Origin of the sequence: Acinetobacter sp. NEB 394 (assembly GCF_013374795.1) — a bacterium.
GTDB lineage: Bacteria > Pseudomonadota > Gammaproteobacteria > Pseudomonadales > Moraxellaceae > Acinetobacter > Acinetobacter johnsonii.
Map to the genome: position 1 here is coordinate 528,195 of NZ_CP055277.1, position 26,172 is coordinate 554,366.

Consider the following 26,172-nt stretch of genomic DNA (forward strand, 5'->3'; position numbering starts at 1 on the left):
ATGGCGGTTTTTTATGAATTGATCTAAAGTGAATTAGAACAGTTTCACAGGAATATCAAGGAATAAACGCCATTCATTGGTTGAGCCAATGACATTGCTGACATATTGACCAGAAACATTATTATAGGTATCACTTGAACGTAAGTAAGAATAGCGAACACGTAGGCTTGCATCTTTCAATGCACCTGTTTGAACTGTATATTTGACTTGGTTAAAGAACTCATGTTCTTCGGCTTGGTCAATGATTTTTGAGCGATCTGTTATTTTAGCGATATCAATATCCCAACCATAAACAAATGCAGTTGTCCAGTTTAGACCAGGTAAACCGTGATTTTTGAAGTTGTAGTTATATTGTAGCCCGACAGATTTTTCATCATTACCATTAAAGTCACCTAAATAGGAATTAGGGACATAGATACTTTGTAAACCATCAGCATTATAGCCATAGTCATACCCAGTATTACCTGTGTTATCTTGATAAGAAAGCATGACATTATGTACATCTTTGCCATAGCCCACTGAAACAGCCCAAATCGAGTTTTTGCGGTTTGCTAGATCATCTGTGGTATGTGAATCAGTGAGCGCATCTTTATCCCATTTTGTATGATAACCCATGGCATCAAGTGTTAAGGTACTCTTGTCTTTTAAGCTTTGGGTAAAGTTTACATTGGCATAATGACGTTCTAGCTTATCTTGAACATCTAAGCCATAATACGATGAATTGAGTTGATCATTAAATTTATATTTAGCACCCCAAACTACTGCACGATCAAGTCCTTGACCTGTCACATCTTTATCGGTACTAATTTGGTTTGACATTTGGTTTTTTGTGAATTTACCTGCAACCACATTTAGATTTGGAATTTCATTACTTTCAATGAAAACACCTGTGTAATACTCAGGCACTAAACGGGCTTGATTACTTGCCATGACAGGAAGTGTTGACACCTGTGTACCATAAGTCACGGTTGTGTTGGAAATACGTGCTTTCACATTGGCACCACCACGAGCCCAATGATCATAAGCAAATCCACGATCATCTACAGGAATCATTTGATTACCCGTATTATTATTCGCACCAAGCTTGAAAGATGCATCACCTACTACGCCAACACCAAAGCCAACAATACCCTTTGTAAAGCCTGATTGAAGATCAAAAATGGCAGTTTGAGCAGTTGAGCTTGTATCATTTGTTAAACCGTCTTTTTTATCACGATTTAAAAAGCCTGTGCGGAATAGCACTGATCCTTCAGCGCCTTCAACGAAACCTTTAGATTCACTTTGCTCACTCGCAAAAGCTGTTGATATAAGTGCAGTTTGTACTAAAACTGCTAATGCTAATTTTTTTGTGTTTTGCATTGGGGAGCGAACCTTATACAAATTGGATGGAAAGAGAACAGCAATTGTATAAGTAATCGCTGAAAAATTTTCATTTTTATTTAACATATTCAACTAAAGTAATGCATTTTTTTGTAAGTGATATGTTTGAAATATTTTAATTTTGGTTAAAATATTCGGTTTGATAAAATAAACCTTTATAAAACATCGAATTTATTTTTCTCCTCTTAATTCTGTTTTTTGCTATGTATTGCAGAAAATAATATATAGACTGTGAGGTCATTTTAGCTTATGAATCAAAGTGTTCAGTCATTTCTAGTCGTCTGGAATCGGTTCAGAATAACCTATACCCAGATTGGAAAATGATGAATTACACAGCAGTTGCCTAGATAAAATTGACCTATTGTTAAAAAATAGCTTTAAAATTTATAGGTATGGAATCAGTAAATGATTCATGTCTAAAGAGATTTTGAGAGCTTAAATGCATAAAAATTCACATAAAACTGCACTATTTTTAATTTTTTTCACTGGCAGTGTGTCGGTCAACGCAAGCGAGCCCCAGCAACAAAGCTCAAAAGGTGTGCTCAGTGGAAGCCTTGCTGTGCTCAGTCAGTATATTTATCGTGGGGGGATTGAAAATGATCAGCCTACCTTGCAAGCAGGGCTTGAATATGAACATGCATCTGGCCTATATGCTGGTTATTGGGCTTCAACACTGAATTATGATGCAGCAGATATCAGCAAAGATCACGGTGTTGAGCATGACTTTTATATGGGTTATGCAGGCACACTCAGTCCAGATGTAAGCTATCGCTCACATATTGTGACTTATTTATATAATGATGGCGGCTCGGTCTATAGTGAAGATCGCACAGAACGACGAAGTACGACTGGAGCAGAGTTTGTAAATAGTCTGAGCTATAAAGACTTTGATGTAGGCGTCACGGTGGCTTTAGCTGATGTGAGCTATGCCAATGCAGGCGATACCTATTTAAGCCTTGCACATCATTATGCACTTCCACAAAACTTTCAATTCAATAGTTCAATTGGTGCATCGATTTATCGTCAGCATGATGATGCCATACTCACTACAGAGAAGAACTTTACTGTTAATGAAGTTCGCTTAGGCCTGAGTAGACCCTTTGCAGAGACAGGGATCGAGATGTCTGCGGATTATATTTATGGTGTACATAACCGTATGGGCGAGGATTTAGAGGACCATCTGGTGCTGGGTTTAACTTACAACTTTTAAATGTTGTAGATATGAAAAGTGCATCCAGATCGGTTGGGGATGCACTTTTTTTATGCACTTAAAAACGTACCTTCCAAAGATGAGTCTCAAAATAGCGCATATTGTAAACAATTATGTTTGCTTGATGTGCTTGGCTTCAATTCACCGCGAAGAGGTTTAACGATCAAGTTGAGTGCGAGCTCAATTTTTTTTATATTTTAAATAATTTTAATAAAAACAATTATTTATAATGATTTTGTAAAAGGTGTATCTGATGTTGAATTGAATGTGGCATAGCTATTGCTACTACCTACATGAGTTTATCGAAATAACCAAAAGACGTCGGATACGATGTGGGGGAATCAAACCATGAAATTTGCACTTAAGGCATTATCTTTAGCTGTGGTAGCTGCAGCTTCTACATTCACTTATGCAGATGAAGCAACGTCCGTTCATTCTGTGTCAGGGAATATTGGGGTTTTTTCTAGTTATAACTTACGTGGTATTACCAATACGCCTGAAAATGAAGATGCGACTATTCAAGGTGGTTTAGATTACAGCCACGCATCTGGTTTTTATGCAGGTTGGTGGGGTTCTACACTGGGTTATTCATTGGTTGAAGAAGGCCGTGATGCCTTTGAAAACAATTTCTACGCGGGCTATAACGGCTCAATTAATGATGATCTCGGCTATACTATTGGTACGACTTATTGTTATTACTATGAAACAGATAATTCAGATACCAACGGTTTTGAAACTTTGCTTGGCTTAAGCTACAAAGACTTTGGCGTCACTGTACAGACTTTACTGGAAGATACCACTTGGAGTAACGCGGGTGATACTTATATTAAGGCAACTTATAGTTATCCATTGCCGAATGATTTCAGCTTAGATACGGCATTGGGCTTATATGCTTATCAAGACTCTGGCGATTATGAAGAAGCATTAGGGACGACGGAGAGTTTTGGTTTCCGTCATTTTGATGTGGGCGTGAGCAAACCTTTAGCTGAAACAGGTTTAACCGCAAGTATGAATTACACCTTGGGTGGTTATGACCGTGCGGACGTAAAACAAAAGAACAAAGTTGTCTTCGGTTTGAAGTATGAGTTCTAAGCTGTACGCTGCTTAAATATAAAAAAGCCCACTCCAATCGAGTGGGCTTTTTTTATCGGCGATGGGATTTCGCTCTAACTTGTCAGTTTTTATGAACAGTCAGCCGTTTTAGTGATGTTGCCCACGATAAGACAGGGCTTCGGTTAAGTGGCCTGTTTGAATCTGTTCAGACTGCGCTAAGTCGGCAATGGTTCTGGCCACTCTTAAAATACGGTGATACCCCCGAGCAGACAAATTTAAACGCTGTTGTGCTTTTTCAAAGATTAAAGCCGCTTGTCCATCTAGCGGTGCGAATTGTTCGAGTTGTTTGGGTGATAAAGCCATATTGAGACAAGCTTGGCGCTGCATTTGCCATTGATAAGCTTGAATCACGCGCTCACGTACAGTTGCCGAGTCTTCTACGACTTGTGTGTCCTGCAATTCAGATGCATGCAAGGGTGGTACATCAATATGTAAATCAATCCGATCCAGTAACGGCCCTGAAATGCGGTTTTGGTAGCGTTTAATCGCCTCGGCTGAGCACTGACAACGGCTATCTTGATTAAAAGCATAACCACAGGGACACGGATTCATTGCGGCAATCAGTTGGAAATTGGCTGGAAAGGTGATCTGCCGTGAAGCACGCGAAATCACAATCTCTTTGGCTTCAATCGGCTGTCTTAAAACCTCCAACACCTTGCGGTCAAACTCTGGTAGTTCATCTAAAAACAGCACGCCTTTATGTGCCAAAGTAATTTCACCGGGTTTGGGTTGTGACCCGCCACCGACTAAGGCAACCGCAGAAGCTGTATGGTGCGGTGCACGAAATGGCCGCTGTCCAAAAGGATGTTGATGATTGGCCACCGAGTAAATACTCGCCACTTCCAAATTCTCTTGCGTGTTCAAGGGTGGGAGAATACTGGCTAAACGTGAAGCCAATAGGGTTTTCCCTGTCCCTGGCGGTCCTTTAAACAGTAAAGAATGACCACCTGCTGCCGCAATCTCTAAGGCGCGTCTTGGACGCAGTTGACCTTTAACATCGGCCAAATCAAATTTGTAGTGCTGTGAGGCTTTTAGCGCCGTGGGTTGAAACTGTTGGATGAGATGGTTTTGCGACAGATGCTCACAGACTTGTTTTAAATGTTGCGCTGCAAACACCTGAAAGTTGGGCAGTTGAGAGGCTTCTTGCGCATTGGCCTCCGGTAAAATCAGTTGATGTCCAGCTTGCTGGCAGGCAATTGCAATACTTAAAGTACCTGAAATTGGTCGCAGTTGCCCATCAAGTGCCAACTCACCTATAAATTCAAAATTTTCAGTTCCTTGCTCAGGGAGCTGACCAGAGGCAATTAAAATACCCAGTGCAATAGGCAAATCCAGTCGTGAGCTGTCTTTGGGCAGGTCTGCGGGCGCAAGGTTGATGGTGAGGCGTTTGGTCGGAAACTGAAAGCCACTATTGATAATGGCGGAGCGCACCCGATCTTTGCTTTCCCGAACGGCTGCTTCAGGAAGCCCCACAATGGTTAAAGAGGGTAGTCCTTGGCTCAGATGAACTTCAACTTCAACCGAAGGTGCGTGTAAACCGAGCAAAGCTCGAGTGTAAATTTTGGCAAAAGACATCTTTTGTTCCATTATAGTGCATTATTTTAATTCGTTATGCGTCTTTTGTTGCACCAAACAGGTGCTCATTTTTTGTTCTGGATGCGTAACTCTAAAGCTTCTACTTGTTTCAATAAATCATTTAAACGCAAATTGGCATTATTCAGTGCAGTACGTTGACGTTCAATTTCATCTTTGGAAACCAAATCCATCTTGGTGACTGCTTCATTCAGCAGTGCGCGTAAATTATGTTCTAAGTCTTGTTTAGGTTGTTCGACTTGTTCCAGTATGGCTTGTAATAAAGTTTCAATCATTTCTATATCCAACAGTTGGAGAAGTGACAGCAGTGTACCATTGCTGCTTCTGACTCTATAGCCTTTCAGATGAAATATGATTTCATCGATTGTAAAAAAATCATAAATCTTCGACTAAAAAACCTGAATTTTGAAGCTCAAAACGCATTTAAATGTATAGAATAGGGTATAAAGAAAACTCATGTCAGACTTTCTTTTCCCCCCAACCTAAGAATTTTTGGCATGAAATTTGAACATAAAACCTTACTGGTGAAATAAGCCGAAGGAAAACAAACATGAAGCTCGTAACTGCAATTGTAAAACCGTTTAAATTGGATGATGTGCGTGAAGCACTGTCTGAAATTGGTGTTCAAGGGATCACGGTAACTGAAGTCAAAGGCTTTGGTCGTCAAAAAGGTCATACTGAACTTTATCGTGGCGCTGAATATGTTGTTGATTTCTTACCAAAAGTAAAAATCGAAATCGCGATCAGTGATGAAATGGTCGACGCGGTGATTGAGTCAATCACACGTGTGGCTAGTACAGGAAAAATTGGCGACGGTAAAATTTTCGTCACAAATTTAGAGCAAGTCATCCGTATCCGTACAGGTGAAACAGGTGCCGATGCCGTTTAATTTGGCATGAAGTTTGCTGAGTAACACATAACTCGCACAAATTAGGTTGGGGGATACGAATGAAAAAGATGCTATTCGCGCTGAGCTTATCTGGCGCACTTTTAGGTGGTTCTGTTGCTTGGGCTGAAGAAGCAGCAACAGCGCCAACTCCATCAGAACAAGTCACAGTGGTTGAAACAACGGATGTGGCTGCTCCAGCGGTTGAAGCCGTTGCTGCTCCAGTAGAAGCACCCGCACCTGCAGAAGAAGAACCAACATTAGATACAGGTGATACGGCGTGGATTTTAGTCTCCACAGCACTGGTTTTATTAATGACCATTCCAGGTTTAGCGTTATTCTACGGCGGTATGGTTCGTAAGAAAAACGTCTTAAGCACTATGGCACATAGCTTTGTTGCTGCGGCAGTGGTGAGTATTGCATGGGTCATCATTGGTTATACATTGGCCTTTGGTGAGGGCAATGCCTTTATTGGTGGCTTAGATAAGTTCATGCTGACAGGGATTACCACAGATGCACTCACAGGAACCATTCCTGAAGTTCTATTCGTTATTTTCCAAATGACCTTTGCCATCATTACGGTTGCCATTATTAGTGGTTCAATTGCAGAACGGATGAAATTCGGCGCATTTATCGCTTTCATCTCGATTTGGGTAGTCGTGGTCTATGCACCAATTACTCACTGGGTATGGGGCGGTGGTTGGTTAGCAAATGATGGTGCACTCGACTTTGCCGGCGGTACCGTTGTACACATCAACTCAGGTGTGGCAGGTTTGGTTGCTGCATATATGCTGGGCAAACGTATGGGCTTAGGCCGTGAATCAATGGCTCCACACAACTTGGCATTAACCGTTGTGGGTGCAAGCCTACTGTGGGTCGGTTGGTTTGGTTTCAATGGTGGTTCTGCATTGGGCGCAAACGGCTCAGCAGGTTATGCATTGCTTGTGACTCAAGTAGCAGCAGCAGCAGCGGCAATCTCTTGGTTAATTACTGAAAAAGTTGCACGTGGTAAAGGTTCAGTACTTGGTGCTGCATCTGGTGCGGTTGCTGGTCTGGTAGTGATTACACCAGCAGCAGGGTTTGTGACTGTCGGCGGTGCACTGGCGATGGGTTTAATCGGCGGTGTGGTGTGCTTCTGGGGTATCAGTGCCTTGAAACGTGCTTTGAAAGCCGATGACTCTTTAGATGCATTTGGTTTACACGGTGTGGGTGGTATTGTCGGTGCAATCTTAACGGCATTCTTTGCCAGCGATTTCATCATGGGCGACAAAGCACCAAGTGATGTGATGCATCAACTTTGGGTTCAAGTTGAAGGGGTGTTGGCAACGATCGCATACTCAGCAGTATTAACCTTCATTATCTTAAAAGTGATTGATCTGGTGATTGGAATTCGCGTTGAATCTGATGATGAACGTATGGGCCTAGACTTGAGCCAACATGGCGAACGCGTGGATTAATCAATAGAATAATAAATAAACAGTATAATCAATATATTGTGTGAAACAGCCCGAAAGGGCTGTTTTTTTTCTATATCTAGCGTAAAACTCTACAAAACACCGAATTTTTGCTACACTCTAAAACCATTCAAATTTGTTCAATTTAACCACTATGCATTGTCCATTTTGCAACGCTGAAGACAGTAAAGTGATCGACTCACGTTTGGCCGCTGAAGGTTGTCAAATTCGTCGTCGTCGTGAATGTATTAGTTGTGGTGAACGATTCACAACCTTTGAAAGTTATGAAGTGGTCATGCCTCGTGTGATCAAGTCGGATGGCAAAAGTGAACCTTTTGATGAAGCAAAATTGCGTCGTTCCTTGATGCATGCTTTACAAAAACGTCCCGTGACGCAAGAGCAAATTGAAACCGTCTTGAGCGATATTCAGCTGCAAATCCGCCGTTTAGGTGAGCGTGATGTGAAATCACGCACCATTGGTGAAATTGTTATGCAATCTTTATTTTCGTTGGATCATGTTGCGTATGTACGTTTTGCATCGGTCTATCAAGACTTTCAGGATGTGGATGCCTTTCGCCACCAAATTGAACAAATGCAACAACGTGAACATTAAGCGAGTTGGCATCCATGTCTGAATTACAGTCTAGTGCTTTACACGCCGACCAAGCTTGGATGAAACAAGCGATTGCTTTAGCACTGCAAGGTCAATACAGTACCAAGCCAAATCCAAATGTAGGCTGTGTCATTGTCAAAGATGGACAGTTGCTGGGGACGGGTTATCACCCTAAAGCGGGTCAGCCACATGCAGAAGTTTTTGCGATGCGTGAAGCGGGCGAACAGACCCAAGGCGCAACGGCTTATGTCACTTTAGAACCTTGTGCGCATTATGGGCGTACACCGCCGTGTGCCAAAGGTTTGGTCGAGGCAGGTGTGGCGCGTGTTGTGATTGCCTGTCCAGATCCCAATCCCTTGGTGGCCGGTAAAGGGGTACAAATTTTAAAAGAAGCAGGCATTGAGGTCGATGTTGGTATTTGCCAAGCCGAAGCGCATCAGTTGAATTTGGGCTTTTTAAAAGCCATGGCTACAGGTATGCCTTATGTGCGTTTAAAAGTTGCTTCTAGTTTAGATGGTCGAACGGCGATGGCTTCGGGTGAGTCGAAATGGATTACAGGCCCAGCCGCACGTTTAGATGTTCAGCATTTTCGTGCCATTTCTGGCGTCGTGATCACGGGGATTGAAACCATACTGGCCGATGATCCTCAGCTCAATGTCAGACAGCTTCAGGGTGTTGCGGATCTGACAACGGTTGTACAACCAAAACGTCTGGTGTTAGACCGTCAAGGACGCTTGCCGCTGACGGCTCAAATTTTACAGCAGCCGGATACTGTGATGGTGATGGGGCCTTATCGTCAAGCATTGGCCGATGTAGGCGTGCTACAGTTTGCTGTACAGCCTTTAGATCAGTTATTAACGCAGTTGGTTCAATCGCATCAAATTTACGATGTCATGGTTGAAGCAGGTGCAACGTTATCGACAGCTTTTTTACAAGAGAAGTTGGTCGATGAAATGATTAGTTATGTGGCACCGACCTTATTGGGTCAGTCTGCACGTGCAATGTTCAATGCTGAGTTTTCTCAGATGGCAGAGCAACTCCGCTTTAAGCTCATGGATGTCACACAATTGGGTGATGATGTGCGCTTAACGCTTATCCCTTCTCAAGAGTCATTATGAGTTCAGAGTCTACGGTTTATCATAAACGTCGTCACGCGGCACGTACCACCGATGAATATCTCTTTCATCAACTTGTTCCTTATTTGGGGAATAAGCGCCGCCTGTTACATCTGATTTTAGAGGCACTCGAGAGTACAGGGACTTTAAACCGTGCAGATGGTCGTGCGCCTATTTTTGCTGACTTCTTTGCTGGTTCGGGTGTGGTCTCGCGTTTGGCACGTCAAAATGGTTATCGCGTGATTGCCAATGACTGGGAACCGTATAGCCATGCGCTGAACCATGCCATTTTGGCTTGTACCGAAGCGCCTGCATTTAAGGAGTTGGGTGGTTATCAAAAAGCCATTGATTATTTAAACCGCTTGCCTGAAGTTAAGGGCTGGGTAACGCATAATCTATGTCCGCGAAATGATGAGATTTATGATCCAAGCCGAGATCGTTTGTTCTTCAAACGTCGTAACGGCATGCGTATCGATGCGATTCGTCAGCAAATTGCCACATGGCAGGCACAAGGGGCAATCGATGATGTGGAGATGTCTGCTTTACTGGCACCGTTGCTGTATTCTGCAAGTTTTGTCAGCAATACTTCCGGCGTCTTTAAAAGCTTCCACCACGGTTGGGGGGGTAAAACCCAAACAGCGCTAGAGCGGATTGAATCCTTGTTGTGGTTGACTCCAAGTCGTTTTAGTGAAGTGGGTGATAATAAGCAAAAGAATCCGATGGCTGAAATGTGGTGTGTCGATGCACAGCATTTGGCAAATCAAATGAGCAGTTTTGAGGTCGATGTAGCTTATCTAGATCCACCCTATAACCAGCATGCCTACAGCAGTAACTATCATGTCTTAAATGCTTTAACGCTATGGGATCAGGTGGATTTGCCGACACCAGACACCAAAGGTTTTAAAAGCGGAATTGACCGTGCGTGGCGCAAAGAGCGTCCGAGTCCTTATAACTCGTCAAAGTATGCCAAAGAGGCATATGAAAAATTACTTTCCACCATCAATGCACGTTACATTCTGACCAGTTATTCAACCGATGGTAATATTGAAGCAGGGGACTTGCTCAAAGCCAATTTGGAGCGAGGTCGCGTGACTTTATTAACGCAGGATGTACCGCGTTATCGCGTGAGTAAGCAGCGTCAGTCTGAGCGTGCGCGTGTGTTAGAGTTTATTGTGATCACTGATACCCATGCCAAGTCAGGTCCGCCAATTCGTCAGCTACTGGGACAGTTGTACCATTATGCCGAATTGGGTGGAGTCGATACATCTGGGGTCACGACACAGTTGGCGCTGTGGTAAAAATATAGAGGTAGAAATCAGAAATGTTTACAGGGATCATCGAAAGTCTAGGCACGGTTGAAAGCGTACAAAATGTCGGTGGCGATGTGCGGTTACGCATTGGTACGGATCTTGATATGTCAGATGTACATTTGGGTGACTCGATTGCCACCAATGGCATTTGCCTCACGGTGATTGACTGGGGTGAGCACTGGTATGCTGCCGATGTCTCACGTGAGAGTTTGAACCGAACCACACTGACCCACTGGAAAGTTGGCCAACGTGTAAATGTGGAAAAGGCGATGTTGCCCACCACACGTTTTGGTGGGCACATTGTGTCAGGTCATGTCGATGCTGTGGGTGAAATCACCGTTGTGCGTGAAGATGCACGCTCGCTTTATTTTGAAGTAACTGCGCCAGCCGAAATTGCACGTTACTTGGCAGAAAAAGGCTCGATTACGGTCGATGGGATCAGTTTAACCATTAATCATTTGCGTGGGCGTATTTTAAGCCTCAATTTAATTCCGCATACGGCTGAACGAACCAACATTGGAACGTGGAAAGCAGGTAGTCAAGTGAACCTTGAAGTGGATGTGTTAGCACGCTACATTGAACGTCTGATGATGGGTGACAAAGCTGCGGAAACTCCCCCACAATCTAAAATTAGTTTAGACTTTTTGGCACAAAATGGTTTCTTGAAATAGAAAAATCGTTTAGATTGCAGCAAGAATAGACAAAAGATGAGCTCCCTATTTGCCCAAAATGAGGGAGTTTTTCTTTTGAAATGAATAGGTAAGCAATTGAGTATGATGAAAGATAGTACGCAGTTCATTGCACGGATAGGTGACAATGATTGATTTTTTTCTCCATCTAGAACAATTATTGCCCGTACTGCTTGCAGAATACGGCCTTTGGATTTATGCGATTCTTTTTCTGATTATTTTTGCAGAAACCGGTTTCGTTTTTATGTTCTTTTTGCCGGGTGACAGTTTACTGATTGCCATTGGTGCCCTATGTTCTAGCTCGGATTTAATCCATATCCATACCATGGGTATTTTGATGATGATTGCTGCGGTATTGGGTTATATCGTCAATTATTATACGGGTCAGAAGTTGGGCTTTAAATTTGCCCATCAGCATTCACGTTGGTTGAAACCCGAATATATGATGAAGACCAATCAATATTTCTTAAAGCATGGCGGTAAAACCATTTTAGTGGCACGTTTTATTCCTTTTGTACGTTCTTTCGCGCCTTTTGCCGCGGGCGCAGGGCATATGAGCTTGGCGACTTTTATGTGGTACAACGTGACCGGTGGTCTGATTTGGATTGGTAGTTTGTTGGCGATTGGTTATGGTGTGGGTAATACCTTATCGTTTATGGTTGATGTATTGGTTTGAGATCGAGACAGACTACATCAGCCGAGCAAAACAAGCGGGCATAAAAAAACTCACCGAAGTGAGTTTAAGTGGAAGTCAAGGTCTGTTAGGTAGAATTGGAGACCACTTCATCAGAAAAGTTTGAATTTTTTAAAATATAGTCAATTTCTTCTTGAGCCGCGGCTTGTAGCTTACTGCGATAGCTGGCGACGGACTCTTCAATTAAGGTTTCCGCTTCAAGCTCTAAACGTAAACGCACACTTTCTAACTCAGACAAAATTTGTGAGTCATCAATGCCAAATTTACCTTTGGCATAGTCCAGAGCTTGTTCAGGCGTTTTCTCATAGCGTGCGGTGTAGCTCGAAATTTCCTGATCGACACTTTGACGCATCACATTTAAAGCTTGGGTTTGCTCATTGAACTGACGGATTTCGTCTTTTTTGAGGCTTTCCGCATAAGCTTCCTGCGCTGCGCGTTTATCTGCCAGTGATTTTTCCAACGCTTGTTGTTTACGAATTCGCGCTTCTTCAATCAGCTGTGCTTTCAGATCGGCATACGCTTGTTCAATTCGTTGGGTCGAGACAGCTTGAGCGCGTTGGTATTGTTCAATCCAACTGTGTAAACCTGTTTCAGGTTTGAGTACATCGCAGACGCGACTCAGGTCATCAATAAAGGCCTGACGAACAGCATCAGGTACATTTAACCAGCGCTGTTTAAAATCTGGACCAACATTCAATGCCACTACGCATCTCCTTATTTAGACGGGGAATCATTTAAAGCTTGAAGGTTCGAGCTTCAACCCCGAGACGTCTATATTGTTTAAATTTTTCACGACCTTGTTGTTTGGCCGATTCGTTATTTTCAATAATTTCTATAATGTGGCTAAATTTTTCGAACTGTTCAAGAGCTTGATCGTTAAAATTGAACACAATCCAATCGGATTGCTCAGGCAGTTGGGCTGAGATACAAATGCGCGCATCGATTTGATCAATGCCATGTGGAATAAAGCTCGTGTCATCAAAACTCCACAAACGTTCATCCAATTGCTGTTGTAGTTCAGGGTCGCTTGCATACAGCCAGATTCGCTCTGGCTGACGCAAGATTTTTCGACATAAACGACAAGCACTTTCGACTTGTCGTTCAGGACTTTGCTCAAACAGATAAAAGCTAATATTAGCCATTAGACTGCGCACGATGAGCTAGGAATTGCATCAATAAGGGTACTGGGCGACCGGTTGCCCCTTTATTGGCACCCGAGTTCCATGCTGTACCTGCGATGTCCAAATGCGCCCAGCGGTAATCACGGGTGAAGCGTTGCAAGAAGCAAGCCGCAGTCACAGCACCAGCTTTAGGCCCGCCAATGTTGGCAATATCTGCAAATGGAGAGTCTAACTGTTCTTGATAGTCATCAATCACAGGCATGCGCCAGACGCGGTCAAAGCTATTTTGACCTGCTTCAGATAGTTCGGCCGCCAGTTTGTCATCTGGGGTAAACATACCCGTTAAGACTGAACCGAGTGCCACGACACAGGCACCTGTTAAGGTTGCAATATCAATGACCAATTCAGGGTTAAAGCGTTTTACATAGGTCAATGTGTCGCACAGCACCAAACGACCTTCTGCATCGGTATTTAAAATTTCAACGGTTTGACCGCTCATGGTGCTCACGATGTCACCCGGACGTGTAGCTTTGCCTGACGGCATATTTTCAGCTGCAGCAATCGTACCTACGACATGAATGGCTAAACGTGATTCACACAGAGCACGGAGTGTCCCGAGAACCGATGCTGCACCACACATGTCATATTTCATTTCATCCATACCAGCGCCCGGTTTCAATGAAATGCCACCTGTATCAAAGGTGATTCCTTTACCGACCAAGACCACTGGGGCTTCAGTACGTTCAGCTTGATACTCAAGGGTAATAATACGGCCTGGGCGGTCTGAACCTTTGCTCACCGCAAGGAAGGAATGCATGCTCAGATCCGCCATTTGCTGCTCATCAAGGACATTAACACGGAGTAGGTCAGGGTATTGGGCTGCCAGTTCTAAGGCTTGCTCTGCCAAATATTCAGGGAAGCAGATATTGCCCGGGCGGTTGCCTAAGTCACGAGCAAAGCTTTGACCTGACTGCACGGCTTCAATCAATTTAAGTTGTGCAGCATTCAGCGGCGACTCGGTGGCAATGAGGCTGATCTGTTCAAGTACGTTGTCGGCTTTTTTCGATTTGAATTCATCAAAAGCATATGCCGCTTGCGTCAAACTGAGAGCAAATAAATAATGGAGTTCAGCTGGAAGTGCTGAAAGGTCAAGGCTGATGTGTTTGAATTTTTTTTGTGAAGCTTTGATAATGGTTTGAGCAATTTTCACCAGCTTTGCTGCTTGTAATTCAGCAGCTTTACCCACCCCGACCAAGGCTGCATTGGGGCTTGTTGGAATTTGACCAATGAGGCTCAAGGTTTCATTGAACGCAGCTTTAAACTGAGTCGCTTCAATTAAGTTGTTTAAATCATTAATTTGATAAGCATTTGCAAGGTGTTGCGTGTTTTCAGAATCTACTAATATCAACAAAAATTGGCTAGACGTATTCTCTGTGAATGACGTATTAATAGAGAGTTTCATAAGTTTTATTTAAGCCTTATAAAGTTTGAAAATGATTAAACCACTGAAACATTAACATGAATAGAGTTGCAAAGTGCAACAAGAGTACAGGTTTTATATTTTCACTATTCGGGTAAACTAGCGCTAGTTTTTATTCACCTATTTTTGGAAGAATTAATTTGATTATTCGGCGTTATCTGGTCAAACAAGTGGTGTCGACATCCTTGGTTGTGATCGCCTTATTGACCTTGATCATGATGGGCGGTCGTTTGATCAAGTATTTTGGCGTAGCCGCGCAGGGTCGCTTAGATGCAGGTATTTTATTTAGCATTATTGGCTATCGTTTGCCTGAATTTTTAACACTGATTCTTCCTCTAGGCTTTTTTATTGGGCTGATGCTGGTTTTTGGTCGTCTGTATGTCGATCATGAAATGGCAGTACTCAATGGCAGTGGCGTCAGTCGTAATCAATTGGGGCGACTGCTGATTCCTATGACCGTGGTGTTTCTTGCTGTTCAAGCCGTGCTGATGCTTTGGATGGCGCCGTGGGGTGTTCGTCAGTTTGAGCAGCTCACCACCAGTCAGGCGGTGCGTACTGGTTTTGATTTGGTTCGACCCAAAGAGTTTATTTCATCGGGGCCTTATACCATTTATGCGGGTGACTTATCCGAAGACCGTAAGAACCTCAAAGACATCTTCTTCTATCAACGCGCTGAAGCAGAAGGTAAGCCTGATGTGATGATTTTGGCCAAAGAAGCCACGCGGGTTGAAATTGAAAATGATCCCGCCAATGTGGTGGATTTGGTGCAAGGTCGCCGTTATGAAATTTATCCGGGACAGCCGCGTTATAGCCAAGCCGAGTTTCAGTCTTATCGCCTACGTTTAGAAAATGATAAAGAAGCGAAGTTTGAAAGTGCCGATGTTGAAGCATTGTCCACCATGAAACTTTGGGATAATCGTCATGATCCTGTCGTGGCGAGTGAGTTGGGCTGGCGTATTTTTGTACCGTTTGCCATTGTAGTGGCGTTGCTCCTCGCTGTGGCTTTATCTGAAGTGAGTCCACGCCAAGGACGTTACTTAAAGCTGTTCCCTGCATTGCTTATTTTTGCCAGTTTAATCGTGGCGCTGATGGCAATTAAAACCCGAGTTAGTAAAGAAGAAATGGGGATTTGGGCTTATCCAATGATCTTGGTGATCTATGCGATAGCAGCGGCTTTGTTTTCGCGTAAACAAAAGCTGGCCCCGAAAATTAAGAAAACATTACAACGAGCGGGGTCTTAATCATGTTCGCACGTCGTATAGTCGCAAAACATGTGACCAAAACCACCGCGATGGCAATGCTGGGTGCTACCGCTATTTTATCGGTCTTGCAAATTCTATTTACCTATTTGGGTGAGTTAGGCTCCCTAAAAGAAGGTTATGGCGCTTGGGATGCTTTACGTTATGTACTGTGGGGAGCACCGCAATATCTCTATGAGATTCTACCCATTGCCGCGTTAATTGGCTCGGTACTGGGACTGGGCACTTTGGCTTCAAACAGTGAGCTGATTGTGATGCGCTCGGTGGGGGTGAGTCTCTGGCGAATCGTCGGCTGGGTGATTCGTTCGGCTTTAATTTTGGTGGTGCTGTCATTTGCTTTAAGTGAATGGGTGATTCCATATACCAATGAGCAAGCTAAAGGTGTGAAAAGCCATCGAACTGCGGCTGAACTTGGTGAAGTACGTGGTTACTGGACACGAGAAGGGCAGCGTTTTATTTATGTCGATTATGCCAATTCTCAAGGTCAGCTGAAAAATGTGCAAGTGGTCGACTTTGACAATAATGCTCGTTTGAAAGGCGTTTTAAATGCTGAGCAAGGTCAGTTTGTGCAAGATGGTCGTTGGATTTTAGAAAATACGGCCCAAGTTGATTTGCTGCCGACAGGCAATGCTACGGCACAAAAGGCCGCTGAAACGCCTTTGGCACTGGCACTGCAGCCGAAATATGTGCACATGGTGACGATTGACCCTGAAGACCTTTCACCGAGTCAATTGGTCAGTTTCATGAGCTATATGCATGAATACAGCCAAGTGCCTAAAACTTATCAGTTGGCTTTTTGGCAGAAAGTGGCGTCTCCATTTGCCTTGATTGCTTTGGTGTTGATTGCTTGTTCCTTTATTTTTGGCCCACTGCGCCAGCAATCGATGGGCTTTCGTTTGGTCATTGCACTGTTTACAGGCCTAGGTTTCTTTTACCTACAAGACTTCTTGGGTTATGCAAGTTTGGTGTATTCGCCTTCACCCGCATGGTTTGTTTTTGTGCCGATTTTACTGATGTTTGTCGTAGGTGGTTATTTATTACAACGTGCGCGATAACTGTACGATATTGAAGAAAACAATGCGGATGATGGTGTTAAACCATCATGCCTGCATAGAGTCTTGACCGAAAATTCGGTAAGATAGAGCGATGAATTTGTAGACAAAAAAGAGTGCTTATTATGGCGGATGCAACTGCTGGCAAAATCCCTCACGTACTGGTCATTATGGATGGTGTGGGACACCGTGAAGCGATCGAAGACAATGCTTTTTTAGCAGCGAATCGACCGAATTTAACAGCGATTGAAGCAAAGCATCCGCATAGCTTAATTTCAGGTTCTGGTGAAGACGTGGGTCTGCCAGATGGCCAAATGGGCAACTCTGAAGTGGGCCACATGAACTTGGGTGCAGGGCGTGTGCTCTATCAAGACTTTACCCGAATCACCAAAGACATTCGTACGGGTGCTTTTTTCGAACATGAAGTTTTGGTTGATGCTGTTGAGAAAGCCAAAGCCGCGGGTGGTGCGTTGCACATCATGGGGTTATTGTCTGAAGGTGGGGTGCATTCACATGAAGATCATATTGTTGCCATGGCTGAACTTGCGTTAAAACGCGGTGCAACTGTGTATCTCCATGCCTTCTTAGATGGTCGTGATACCCCACCACGCAGTGCACAGCCTTCTTTAGAAAAATTAGATGCATTGTTTGCTCAATATCCAAATCAAGGTCGTATTGTGAGTCTGATTGGTCGTTATTTTGCGATGGATCGTGACAACCGTTGGGACCGTGTGGAACAAGCCTATCGTTTACTTACAGAGTCTGAAGCAACACGTACTGCAGCTACAGCTGTTGAAGGTTTAGCATTGGCTTATGCCGCAGACGAATCTGATGAATTTGTCAAAGCAACACGCATTGGCGATGCTGTGAAAGTTCAAGACGGTGACAGCATCGTCTTTATGAATTTCCGTGCGGATCGTGCGCGTGAAATTACCAAAGCGTTTGTTGAAAAAGATTTTGCAGGCTTTGCGCGTAAAGTCGTACCAAACCTATCTAAGTTTGTGATGTTGACACGCTACCAAGCCAGTATTGATGCACCTGTGGCATATATGCCTGAAGCATTAAAAAACTCGATTGGTGAATATCTTTCAGACCTTGGTAAAACCCAATTACGTATTGCTGAAACTGAGAAATATGCACATGTGACATTCTTCTTCAGTGGTGGTCGTGAAGATGAATATCCAGGTGAAAAACGTATTTTGATTCCATCACCGAATGTGGCTACTTATGACCTCAAGCCAGAAATGAGCGCCTATGAAGTAACCGATGAATTGGTGGCTGCGATTAACTCAGGCGAGTTTGATCTATTGGTGGTGAATTATGCCAACGGCGATATGGTTGGTCATACGGGCGTGTTTAATGCTGCAGTGAAAGCAGTGGAAGCTGTTGATTTATGCTTAGGCCGTGTCTATGAGGCGGTGATGGCACAAAAAGGTCATATGTTAATTACGGCTGACCATGGTAATGTTGAACAAATGCAGGATTATCATAGTGGTCAGGTGCATACCCAGCATACGACAGAATTGGTGCCTTTTATCTATGTCGGCCCAACTCAAGCAACCATTGCTGAGGGTGGCGTACTAGCCGATGTCGCACCAACCTTGTTAAGCTTGATGCATCTTCCTGTTCCAGCAGACATGCAAGGTCGTAACTTAATTACATTAGACGTATAAATCAATTTGGGTGGGTAAATGACAAAAGCATCGTGGACTTCAATAGGTGTAGTGATTGCTTTAGGTCTGAGTCTGATCCACCCGATGGGTGCTGTTGCAAAAACAGCGGCAGCACCCGCTTTTGATGATGAATTGGAACAAGGTTATGTCGAAGTTCCAATTGAATCAATTCAACAATTTGTACAAATCTACGGTTTAGTCAAAGACAATTATGTGGCTGAACGTAGTGATGAAGCACTGTTTCAACAGGTTATTAAAGGTTTAGTCAGTGGCTTAGACCGTTATTCTCGCTATTTATCTCCTCAAGAATATAAACAACTGGTGCAATATACCGAAGGGGATTTGGCTTCAGTTGACTTCAGCTTAGAGTTTGATTCTCGCTTACAACAATGGCTGATTCGTGGATTAAAACCTGACTCAGATTCCAGCAAACTGGGCTTAAAAAATGGGATCTCCGTTTTTAAAGTAGATGATCAAGAGCTACGCAAGCTCAACCATGCTCAAGTCAATGAATTACTCAGTGGGGCGATTGGTAGTACCGTCAGCTTGCAGTTGAAAGCTAACTCAACGCCGATCAATTTAGTCCGAACCAAAAAAGTTGAAACCGATATCCAGGCGCAACTGTTGAATAACCAAGTTTTGGTGCTCAAGGTGCGGGTGTTCCAACAGGATACGGCCAATGAAATTCAGCAACTGATTGAAGAGCATCAGTCTTCGCGTTTAAAAGCGGTCTTGATAGACCTCAGAAATAATCCCGGGGGGCTGTTGTCTGCCGCAGTTGAATCTGCCGATTTATTCTTAAACCAAGGCGTGATTGTTTCAACTCAAAGCCGTTCCGAGGGCGATCAGCAGTTTCAGGCCTTACCTAGCCTCGAGTTTCAAAATTTAAAAGTGGGCATTTTGATTAATGACCGCTCTGCATCGGCCGCGGAGGTGTTTACCGCTGCGCTGAAGGAGCATGGACGGGCGTGGGTGATGGGTGAAAAAAGTTATGGTAAGGGCGTGGTACAAAAACTATTTCCGTTATCGAATGGTGCAGCTTTGCAAATGACCGTATCGCATTATTACACCCCAAGTGGTCGGATGATTGAAGGGGTGGGGATTGCGCCAAATCAGGTGTATCCAATGCCACATGAACTCAAAGATGAAAGTTATGTTGAACATGTGGCAGAGATTTTAATGAATCGTCGTTAAGTCTTTAAACGGAATCGTCTTCGCCATCTAGCCCGAATTTCTTCAAGCGATAACGTAAAGAACGGAAAGACATACCGAGCTTTTTAGCCGCCAGTGTTCGGTTCCAATGGGTGAGATTGAGCGCATTCATCAAAATTTCTTTTTCAATTTTTTCTAAATATAGCTCTAAACCCTCTTCGGGCAATTTACGCGAAGGCACATGACTGAGTTGATCATTGCTAACAGGAACTTGTTGGGTGGCATTGGCATAGTTAGTCTGAGCAATTGGTCGCAGTGGAGCTGTTTGCAAGTGTGGTAAGTCGATACTGCTTTCATCACTTAAAGTGATGGCACGTTCCATCATATTGCGTAGTTCACGCACATTGCCTGGATAATATTGGGCCAATAAAAACTCACGTGCACGTTCACTCAATGCTTTGACTGGGATGTCCCATTCTTGGCAGATTTTCTGAATGAAATGTTGTGCTAAAAGAATAATGTCATTGCCACGCTCACGTAGGGCTGGCAGTACAATGTCCATGACATGGATGCGGAAGTACAAATCCTGACGGAACTTGCCTTGTTGTACCAGTGCTTCTAGGTCTTGATGGCTGGCACTAATCACACGAAAATCGACATCAATTTCGGTGTCACTCCCAATGGGGCGAATGCGTTTTTCTTGTACCGCGCGCAGCAGTTTCACCTGCATAGTGAGCGGTAACTCGGCAATTTCATCTAAAAATAAACTGCCGCCATGCGCAGATAGAATCAGCCCTTGTTTGTCTTGAGTCGCCCCTGTAAAGCTACCCTTACGGTGTCCAAACAATTCACTTTCCATCAGTTCAGTCGGTATGGCACCGCAGTTAATGGCAATAAATGGCCCTTCATTACGATTGCTCAGGCGATGTACCAGATTCGCCACCACTTCTTTGCCAGTGCCTGACTCACCTGTAATAAAGACAGGGGCTTGCGAGCGTGCAATTTTCTTTAAGGTGATACGTAGCTGCTGAATAGGAAGGGACTGACCAATCAGCAGACGATGTTCAAGCGTATCTTCTTGGATATGCAGCTGACTGATGGGCTGATTAAAGGCTTTTTGTAAAAGTTGCTCTAAATGTTTTTGGTTGATCGGTTTGCTGACAAAATCAAAAGCACCAGCTTTAAGTGCTGCAATCGCAATATCCATATTGCCGTAAGCAGTCAGCACTGCAACAGGCAAATTAGGATAATTTTGAGCAATAAAATCGACCAAGCTCAGACCATTACCATCGGGTAAATTCAGATCGGTTAGACAGGCATCATATTGATGCGTTTTCAGGGCTTGAACCGCCTCTTGTAAGCGATAGGCAATATGTGTATCAATCCCCATCCGACTTAAAGACATTTGCATCAGTGTACATAAGTCTTGTTCGTCATCCACCAATAAAACAAGTGGTTTTTTTTCCACGATTAACCCCAAAAATTACACGTCATTGTTTATACGGGGGCATTCAATCCGAAAGCATGCCCCTATTTTTTGTTCTACATAGTATAGCTTAGCTTGGTTGGCTTCGCAGAAACTATGGGATAAATATAATCCTAACCCAGTTCCATTGATGGAGGTACTAAAAAACGGTTGAAACAGGGCGGTTTGATCCTGTTTGGCGACCCCTTCACCAAAATCGCGGACCTCAATATGGACGAGGTTTTTATAGCTATAGACACGAATTTGAATGTGCTCGGCTTCATCCGCATTATGCCGAATGGCATTTCGAATCAGGTTGATCAGCACTTGTCTCAGTTGTTGTTCATCAAACTGAATCTGAGCTTGATCGGAGATGCGGTAATCAATTTGATCTTTGACATCGGGCAAATCTTCAACGATAAAACGTTCTAAAAAAGCGGCGACATCAATTAGGGTTGGATAGGTTTCTTTACTGCGTGCCATGCTCAGTGTATCGCCAATAATTTTATCAATCCGTGAGGCTTGTTTGGCGATCATGTTATGTAACAGGGCTTGCTCAGGATCGTTCACCTGCATCAATTCATTGGCTTGCGTGATGGCTGCCAGTGGATTGCGAATTTCATGTGCAATGCTGGCAGAAAGTTGACCCAGTGCAGCCAGCTTGAGTTGTTGTACACGTTGATTAATTTTTTGTGCATCTTGCAGCACGAATAAGGTGAGTGTTTGATTCGGGACTTGAAGTTTTTGAATTTCGATCTGAATTTGAAAGCGACTCAGCTGGGATGTAAATTGGAATTTTTCCCCATTTTTCAGTTGGTCGAATTTAAGGAGTTCAAATAAATCAGGCTGTGCCTTATATAAAGGATATTTGTCATAGGCATAAATCGGGGAGATGCCCAATAATGTACATGCGGCAGGATTACTCAGCACCATGTGGCAGTTTTCATCGAGCACCAAATAGCCGAGCTCGGTTTGCTCTAAAATATAACGGTTAATGTTTTGCAGTTGGTCCAGTTCTTGGGACTGATAGAAGTTTAAATTTTCAAGGACTTGAAAACGTCGTACTGCAATTTGTCCAGACCCATAAACCACAAAGAACAAAAAGGCGAGCACGGCACTGTTGCCAATGGTATTCAATGAACTAATTGAAAATAGCGTTCCAATAAAGTGTTGATAAACCAGTGTAATTACAGCAATCAAGGTAATGATGAGCGCTTTTTGTTTATCGACCAATACACAAGCGGCAAAGATCGTGATCACAAACAATAAGCTTAACTGTAAGTTCGGACCATCGGTGGCAAAAGTGAGTAAACTGAGGCTAATGACATCGACAATAAACAGCAAAGTGAGCTGAAGTGGTATGCGCTTGCGCACATGCTTGAGGCTCAATAGCTGAAAGGCACTGATAAAAATAAAGCCAATCAGGACAGAACGATACAATACTGGATATTGATAATTTGAAAACAACTGCTCATAGGTCAGTAGATAAACCAACAACAAACAACAGCCAATAAACAGTCGATAAGACGCATACCAAACACCTAGACGGTATTGATTTAACTGAATATTGGTTGAGTATTGCAGCATGCGGGTGTTAGTCAGCTTGCATCAGGGTTTAATTAAACCATAACGAATAGCAAGGTGAGTCAGCTTCACATCACTGTCGATGTTGAGCTTTTCAAAAATTCGGTAACGGTAGGTATTGACTGTTTTTACGCTGACAAAAAGCTTGTCAGAAATTTCCTGTGCACTAATGCAATTCACGACCATCATCGCTACCTGCATTTCACGTTCAGACAGAGCATCAAAAGGCGAGGTTTGTGTATCCGATAGATAAGAACTGGCCAGTTGTTCAGCAATATCAGCGCTGAAATATTTGCCGCCTTGCATCACTTTATTAATGGCACGTACCATTTCGGTCACAGGTGCACCTTTGGTAATGTAGCCTTTGGCGCCTGCCTTGAGTAACAGGGAAGGATAAGGTTCTTCAGCTAGACCACTGACTGCCAGTACTTTGGTTTCGGGTGCGGTTTGCAGTAAGCGGCGTGTGGTTTCAACTCCACCAATACCTGGCATGTTGACATCTAATAGAACCACATTTGGGTGATGTTGACGGACGAGGTTAATTGCTTCTTCACCAGATTCAGCTTGGCCAATAACTTGAACATCGGCATGGTCCTCGAGCATTCGACAAATCCCTGTACGTACTAACTCATGGTCATCTACCACTAAAACTGTGATCACCTAGCTCTTCCTCACTATAAAAACCATATTTTTTGTTACATAAAGCAAAATAAGCTTGCAATGAAACGACAAAATTAGCAATCCTATTCTTAGGCTTATTTGAAAAGATATGCACGCTGTCGACGTCAATGCTGTTCGCATTGTGTACAAATGTAAGGCATATTGGCGTGAATACGCAAATGTATCTTATGGGTTATGAAGTTGAGTGAAGAAAAGTGAAAAAATCAAATAAATTTTTAATGCATCTATTGGGATGGTCGATTGCAATGACGGTCAGTACCCATAGCTTTGCAGACTTGGTGATGAACCCGGGCTCGAGGCCTAGCCAAGCAAGCATGAGCTGGTCTGCGGCAGATGCAGAACAGCTTCTGAATGATGATCTAATGGAAGATCCTGAAGAGTACGCTCCTCAGGGTTCAACAAAAGTCACCACCAGTATTCGCAGTTCCAACGGTGTGGTGACGAACAACAGTACCTCAAAAACGGTACAAATTTTCGATACCTCGAAATATTCCAACCAACCCAGTGTCAATGCTCGTGCAGCACTGGTGATGGATGGCAATACAGGTGAAGTGCTGTACAGTAAAAACAGTAATACCGCGCTACCGATTGCTTCGATTACTAAGCTGATGACGGCAGTGGTGATTTCAGATGCGCGTTTAAATATGTCTGAAAACATTACTTTACAGCAAGCGGACTTTTCGTGTTCGGGTTGTAAAAGTTCAAGTTCGTCCCTGCGTGCAGGGGACAGTATGAACCGTGCAGAGGCATTGTTATTTGCATTAATGAAGTCAGAAAACCCAGCAGCATCAGCGCTTGCACGGACGTATCCGGGTGGTCGCTCAGCCTTTGTTTCGGCGATGAATGCCAAAGCAAAATCTTTGGGTATGAATTCAACCCATTATATGGAATCGACTGGTCTGCATCCAGGCAATGTCGCTTCAGCACGTGACTTGGGTATTTTGGTCAATGCTGCGTCTCAGTATGGTCTGATTCGTCAGTTCTCAACCACAGCAAGCTATGACTTTAACTTGGGCTATCGTGTATTGAAATCAAACAATACCAATGCCTTGGTTCGTAATGGTGGTTGGAATATTAATATTTCAAAAACAGGTTTCATTAATGAAGCCGGTCGCTGTGTGGTGATGCATACCACTTTAAATAACCGTCCAGCAGTGGTGGTGTTATTGGGTGCGGACTCATCTGCAGCACGTACCAATGATGCAACGCGCCTAATGAATTGGGCAAGCCAATTACCAAAACGTATTTAACCCGACTTTGTTTTTGTTCACTCAACAACAAAAATTGAGTCATAAAAAAGCCCTGCATATGCAGGGCTTTTTTTTGTCTTCTCTCTGTCCCGTCCTGAAATAAGTTTACACCTTTAAGAGGCTTATTTTATGGAACATGAACGAGAACAAAGAGTTAAACGTACATAAGGTGATTATAGCTTTGCCTTTAAAATGATGGTTGTACATGAAGTAGAAAAAGGGCAAATTACTTATAAACAAGCTCAGGCAAAATATGGTATTCAAGGAAGATCAACTGTGCTGGTATGGTTACGCAAGCACGGACAACAGGACTGGACTTCGAATATGCCGCCTTCTTCTAAACGCCAATTAACACCCCAACAACGAATCCGCCAATTAGAAAAGCAGTTAGCCGCAGAAAAGCTTAAAACTGAATTTATTCAGGATGTGATTTATCACATTGATAAAGAATGTGGGACTGATCTTGGAAAAAAGTATACCGAGCACGTTTCAAAGATTGGCAAAGCCAAACAGGACTAAGCGTTTCACGTTATTGTCAGTGGTTGGGAATCACCCGACAAGCTTATTATCAAGCAGAAAAACGTGCTCAAATGACTGCACAAGCAACTGAACAAATACTTGAGTTGGTTATGGAATATCGTTGTCTCATGCCAAGTATCGGAACACGTAAGTTGTATTGGCTTATTAAAGGCAAATTGTTGCAGCGTGGTTTAAAGTGTGGACGGGATCAGTTATTTAAAATATTGAAAGAGCATAATTTATTGATTCGCCCCAAGCGTCGCTATACAAAAACTACGGATAGCAAGCATTGGATGAAGAAGCATCCAAATTTATTAAAGGATTATTCAGCAGTGCAAGCCAACGAAGTCTTTGTTAGTGATATTACTTATGTTGAGAGTGCTGAAGGCGTACATTATTTATCATTGGTGACAGATGCTTATACCCGTCAGATTAAAGGTTATAAGTTATCGAATGATATGCGTGCGGAGAATGTTATGCAGGCTCTACATATGGCGATGCAGCATGTGACGGATCGAGCGACTAGGATGATTCATCATTCAGACAGAGGCTCTCAGTATTGCTCTGAGCTATATCAATCGGCATTGCGCCATTATGGGATATGTCCTTCCATGACAGATGGATACCTTGCGAAACAGTGTTTCTCATATCAAAATGCATTAGCAGAGCGGATTAATGGAATATTAAAGCAGGAGTTTTTAACTACACGATGTCAAACCATGAAGGAGTTAGATCACTTAATTACGGAATCTATCATGATTTATAATTACTATAGACCACATTTAAGTTTAAATATGAACACCCCGAATCAGATGTATGAGCAAACTAAAACCGAGCTAATTGCTTAACTCGGTTTGAAGTGGAATACTGTCAATCTAT

General features: G+C 43.3%; 23 protein-coding genes and 1 pseudogene. 15 read left to right on the top strand and 9 right to left on the bottom strand.

Annotated elements, in window-relative coordinates:
• Window positions 1-33: 33 nt before the first annotated feature.
• Window positions 34-1,359, bottom strand: coding sequence for an OprD family outer membrane porin (locus HUK62_RS02380; protein ID WP_010325681.1), 1,326 nt, complete (start codon window positions 1,357-1,359; stop codon window positions 34-36).
• Between the two features lie 460 nt (window positions 1,360-1,819).
• Between HUK62_RS02380 and HUK62_RS02385 the strand changes: the two genes are divergently transcribed.
• A complete protein-coding gene (locus HUK62_RS02385) occupies window positions 1,820-2,590 on the top strand; it encodes a TorF family putative porin (protein ID WP_176536993.1) in 771 nt (256 codons plus the stop codon).
• A gap of 348 nt (window positions 2,591-2,938) precedes the next feature.
• A complete protein-coding gene (locus HUK62_RS02390) occupies window positions 2,939-3,682 on the top strand; it encodes a TorF family putative porin (RefSeq protein WP_176536994.1) in 744 nt (247 codons plus the stop codon).
• Between the two features lie 108 nt (window positions 3,683-3,790).
• Here the strand turns inward: HUK62_RS02390 and HUK62_RS02395 are convergent, their stop codons facing one another.
• A complete protein-coding gene (locus HUK62_RS02395) occupies window positions 3,791-5,278 on the bottom strand; it encodes a YifB family Mg chelatase-like AAA ATPase (protein WP_176536995.1) in 1,488 nt (495 codons plus the stop codon).
• A gap of 65 nt (window positions 5,279-5,343) precedes the next feature.
• Window positions 5,344-5,571 carry an accessory factor UbiK family protein gene (locus HUK62_RS02400; RefSeq protein ID WP_004692854.1) on the bottom strand — a complete coding sequence of 76 codons (228 nt, stop codon included), beginning with the start codon at window positions 5,569-5,571 and terminating at the stop codon, window positions 5,344-5,346.
• Window positions 5,572-5,846: 275 nt separating this feature from the next.
• Between HUK62_RS02400 and glnK the strand changes: the two genes are divergently transcribed.
• The 7 genes from glnK to HUK62_RS02435 all read left to right on the top strand — a co-directional run bounded on the left by glnK (window position 5,847) and on the right by HUK62_RS02435 (window position 12,039).
• The gene (gene glnK / locus HUK62_RS02405; RefSeq protein WP_004281042.1) at window positions 5,847-6,185 is read left to right on the top strand and encodes a P-II family nitrogen regulator; all 339 of its coding nucleotides are present in this window, start codon (window positions 5,847-5,849) and stop codon (window positions 6,183-6,185) included.
• Between the two features lie 59 nt (window positions 6,186-6,244).
• Window positions 6,245-7,639, top strand: coding sequence for an ammonium transporter (locus tag HUK62_RS02410; protein ID WP_058868720.1), 1,395 nt, complete (start codon window positions 6,245-6,247; stop codon window positions 7,637-7,639).
• A 151-nt stretch (window positions 7,640-7,790) separates the two neighbouring features.
• Window positions 7,791-8,249 carry a transcriptional regulator NrdR gene (nrdR, locus tag HUK62_RS02415; protein WP_004692852.1) on the top strand — a complete coding sequence of 153 codons (459 nt, stop codon included), beginning with the start codon at window positions 7,791-7,793 and terminating at the stop codon, window positions 8,247-8,249.
• A gap of 14 nt (window positions 8,250-8,263) precedes the next feature.
• On the top strand, window positions 8,264-9,367 hold the full coding sequence (gene ribD, locus HUK62_RS02420) for a bifunctional diaminohydroxyphosphoribosylaminopyrimidine deaminase/5-amino-6-(5-phosphoribosylamino)uracil reductase RibD (RefSeq protein ID WP_176536996.1): 1,104 nt from the start codon (window positions 8,264-8,266) through the stop codon (window positions 9,365-9,367).
• Entirely contained in the window at window positions 9,364-10,662 is a 1,299-nt protein-coding gene (locus tag HUK62_RS02425; RefSeq protein WP_004692850.1) for a DNA adenine methylase, read from the top strand. The genes ribD and HUK62_RS02425 overlap by 4 nt, the downstream gene beginning before the upstream one ends.
• 23 nt (window positions 10,663-10,685) lie before the next feature.
• A complete protein-coding gene (locus HUK62_RS02430; RefSeq protein WP_176536997.1) occupies window positions 10,686-11,345 on the top strand; it encodes a riboflavin synthase in 660 nt (219 codons plus the stop codon).
• Window positions 11,346-11,490: 145 nt separating this feature from the next.
• Window positions 11,491-12,039, top strand: a complete 549-nt coding sequence (locus tag HUK62_RS02435) for a VTT domain-containing protein (protein WP_004692848.1) — start codon at window positions 11,491-11,493, stop codon at window positions 12,037-12,039.
• 85 nt (window positions 12,040-12,124) lie between these two features.
• On the opposite strand, the gene HUK62_RS02440 is transcribed toward HUK62_RS02435, so the two are convergent.
• The 3 genes from HUK62_RS02440 to HUK62_RS02450 are packed head-to-tail and all read right to left on the bottom strand — an operon-like array spanning window position 12,125 to window position 14,640.
• Complete coding sequence (locus HUK62_RS02440) at window positions 12,125-12,760, bottom strand: hypothetical protein (RefSeq protein WP_176536998.1); 636 nt, start codon at window positions 12,758-12,760, stop codon at window positions 12,125-12,127.
• Between the two features lie 31 nt (window positions 12,761-12,791).
• Window positions 12,792-13,199 (bottom strand): DNA polymerase III subunit chi, encoded by a 408-nt coding sequence (locus tag HUK62_RS02445; protein ID WP_004692846.1) that lies wholly within the window; start codon window positions 13,197-13,199, stop codon window positions 12,792-12,794.
• On the bottom strand, window positions 13,192-14,640 hold the full coding sequence (locus HUK62_RS02450) for a leucyl aminopeptidase (protein ID WP_176536999.1): 1,449 nt from the start codon (window positions 14,638-14,640) through the stop codon (window positions 13,192-13,194). Before HUK62_RS02450 ends, HUK62_RS02445 begins: the two co-directional genes overlap by 8 nt.
• Window positions 14,641-14,798: 158 nt before the next feature.
• Here HUK62_RS02450 and lptF point away from each other — a divergent pair, with 158 nt between their 5' ends.
• The 4 genes from lptF to HUK62_RS02470 all read left to right on the top strand — a co-directional run bounded on the left by lptF (window position 14,799) and on the right by HUK62_RS02470 (window position 19,836).
• Window positions 14,799-15,899 carry an LPS export ABC transporter permease LptF gene (gene lptF, locus HUK62_RS02455; RefSeq protein WP_004978580.1) on the top strand — a complete coding sequence of 367 codons (1,101 nt, stop codon included), beginning with the start codon at window positions 14,799-14,801 and terminating at the stop codon, window positions 15,897-15,899.
• Window positions 15,900-15,901: 2 nt separating this feature from the next.
• Window positions 15,902-16,972, top strand: coding sequence for an LPS export ABC transporter permease LptG (gene lptG / locus HUK62_RS02460; protein ID WP_176537000.1), 1,071 nt, complete (start codon window positions 15,902-15,904; stop codon window positions 16,970-16,972).
• Between the two features lie 122 nt (window positions 16,973-17,094).
• Window positions 17,095-18,642, top strand: coding sequence for a 2,3-bisphosphoglycerate-independent phosphoglycerate mutase (gene gpmI / locus HUK62_RS02465; protein WP_176537001.1), 1,548 nt, complete (start codon window positions 17,095-17,097; stop codon window positions 18,640-18,642).
• An 18-nt stretch (window positions 18,643-18,660) separates the two neighbouring features.
• Entirely contained in the window at window positions 18,661-19,836 is a 1,176-nt protein-coding gene (locus HUK62_RS02470) for a S41 family peptidase (RefSeq protein WP_176537002.1), read from the top strand.
• 4 nt (window positions 19,837-19,840) lie between these two features.
• Here HUK62_RS02470 and HUK62_RS02475 read toward each other — a convergent pair whose 3' ends face one another.
• From HUK62_RS02475 to HUK62_RS02485, 3 genes are read right to left on the bottom strand one after another with little or no spacing between them, the layout of a single operon-like run.
• Complete coding sequence (locus HUK62_RS02475) at window positions 19,841-21,262, bottom strand: sigma-54 dependent transcriptional regulator (protein ID WP_176537003.1); 1,422 nt, start codon at window positions 21,260-21,262, stop codon at window positions 19,841-19,843.
• Window positions 21,263-21,277: 15 nt separating this feature from the next.
• Window positions 21,278-22,846 carry an ATP-binding protein gene (locus tag HUK62_RS02480; protein ID WP_176537004.1) on the bottom strand — a complete coding sequence of 523 codons (1,569 nt, stop codon included), beginning with the start codon at window positions 22,844-22,846 and terminating at the stop codon, window positions 21,278-21,280.
• Between the two features lie 21 nt (window positions 22,847-22,867).
• Window positions 22,868-23,503 (bottom strand): response regulator, encoded by a 636-nt coding sequence (locus tag HUK62_RS02485; protein ID WP_004692836.1) that lies wholly within the window; start codon window positions 23,501-23,503, stop codon window positions 22,868-22,870.
• A gap of 215 nt (window positions 23,504-23,718) precedes the next feature.
• On the opposite strand from HUK62_RS02485, the gene HUK62_RS02490 reads away from it, so the two are divergent.
• Together HUK62_RS02490 and HUK62_RS02495 are read left to right on the top strand one after the other, a co-directional pair.
• On the top strand, window positions 23,719-24,774 hold the full coding sequence (locus tag HUK62_RS02490; protein ID WP_176537005.1) for a serine hydrolase: 1,056 nt from the start codon (window positions 23,719-23,721) through the stop codon (window positions 24,772-24,774).
• A gap of 129 nt (window positions 24,775-24,903) precedes the next feature.
• Window positions 24,904-26,141, top strand: a pseudogene (locus tag HUK62_RS02495) (IS3 family transposase).
• The last annotated feature ends 31 nt before the right edge of the window (window positions 26,142-26,172 follow it).

Coding starts and splice junctions, on each gene's coding strand:
- HUK62_RS02380 (WP_010325681.1), bottom strand. CDS start 1,359: ATGCAAAACACAAAAAAATTAGCATTAGCAGTTTTAGTACAAACTGCA.
- HUK62_RS02385 (WP_176536993.1), top strand. CDS start 1,820: ATGCATAAAAATTCACATAAAACTGCACTATTTTTAATTTTTTTCACT.
- HUK62_RS02390 (WP_176536994.1), top strand. CDS start 2,939: ATGAAATTTGCACTTAAGGCATTATCTTTAGCTGTGGTAGCTGCAGCT.
- HUK62_RS02395 (WP_176536995.1), bottom strand. CDS start 5,278: ATGTCTTTTGCCAAAATTTACACTCGAGCTTTGCTCGGTTTACACGCA.
- HUK62_RS02400 (WP_004692854.1), bottom strand. CDS start 5,571: ATGATTGAAACTTTATTACAAGCCATACTGGAACAAGTCGAACAACCT.
- glnK (WP_004281042.1), top strand. CDS start 5,847: ATGAAGCTCGTAACTGCAATTGTAAAACCGTTTAAATTGGATGATGTG.
- HUK62_RS02410 (WP_058868720.1), top strand. CDS start 6,245: ATGAAAAAGATGCTATTCGCGCTGAGCTTATCTGGCGCACTTTTAGGT.
- nrdR (WP_004692852.1), top strand. CDS start 7,791: ATGCATTGTCCATTTTGCAACGCTGAAGACAGTAAAGTGATCGACTCA.
- ribD (WP_176536996.1), top strand. CDS start 8,264: ATGTCTGAATTACAGTCTAGTGCTTTACACGCCGACCAAGCTTGGATG.
- HUK62_RS02425 (WP_004692850.1), top strand. CDS start 9,364: ATGAGTTCAGAGTCTACGGTTTATCATAAACGTCGTCACGCGGCACGT.
- HUK62_RS02430 (WP_176536997.1), top strand. CDS start 10,686: ATGTTTACAGGGATCATCGAAAGTCTAGGCACGGTTGAAAGCGTACAA.
- HUK62_RS02435 (WP_004692848.1), top strand. CDS start 11,491: ATGATTGATTTTTTTCTCCATCTAGAACAATTATTGCCCGTACTGCTT.
- HUK62_RS02445 (WP_004692846.1), bottom strand. CDS start 13,199: ATGGCTAATATTAGCTTTTATCTGTTTGAGCAAAGTCCTGAACGACAA.
- HUK62_RS02450 (WP_176536999.1), bottom strand. CDS start 14,640: ATGAAACTCTCTATTAATACGTCATTCACAGAGAATACGTCTAGCCAA.
- lptG (WP_176537000.1), top strand. CDS start 15,902: ATGTTCGCACGTCGTATAGTCGCAAAACATGTGACCAAAACCACCGCG.
- gpmI (WP_176537001.1), top strand. CDS start 17,095: ATGGCGGATGCAACTGCTGGCAAAATCCCTCACGTACTGGTCATTATG.
- HUK62_RS02470 (WP_176537002.1), top strand. CDS start 18,661: ATGACAAAAGCATCGTGGACTTCAATAGGTGTAGTGATTGCTTTAGGT.
- HUK62_RS02480 (WP_176537004.1), bottom strand. CDS start 22,846: ATGCTGCAATACTCAACCAATATTCAGTTAAATCAATACCGTCTAGGT.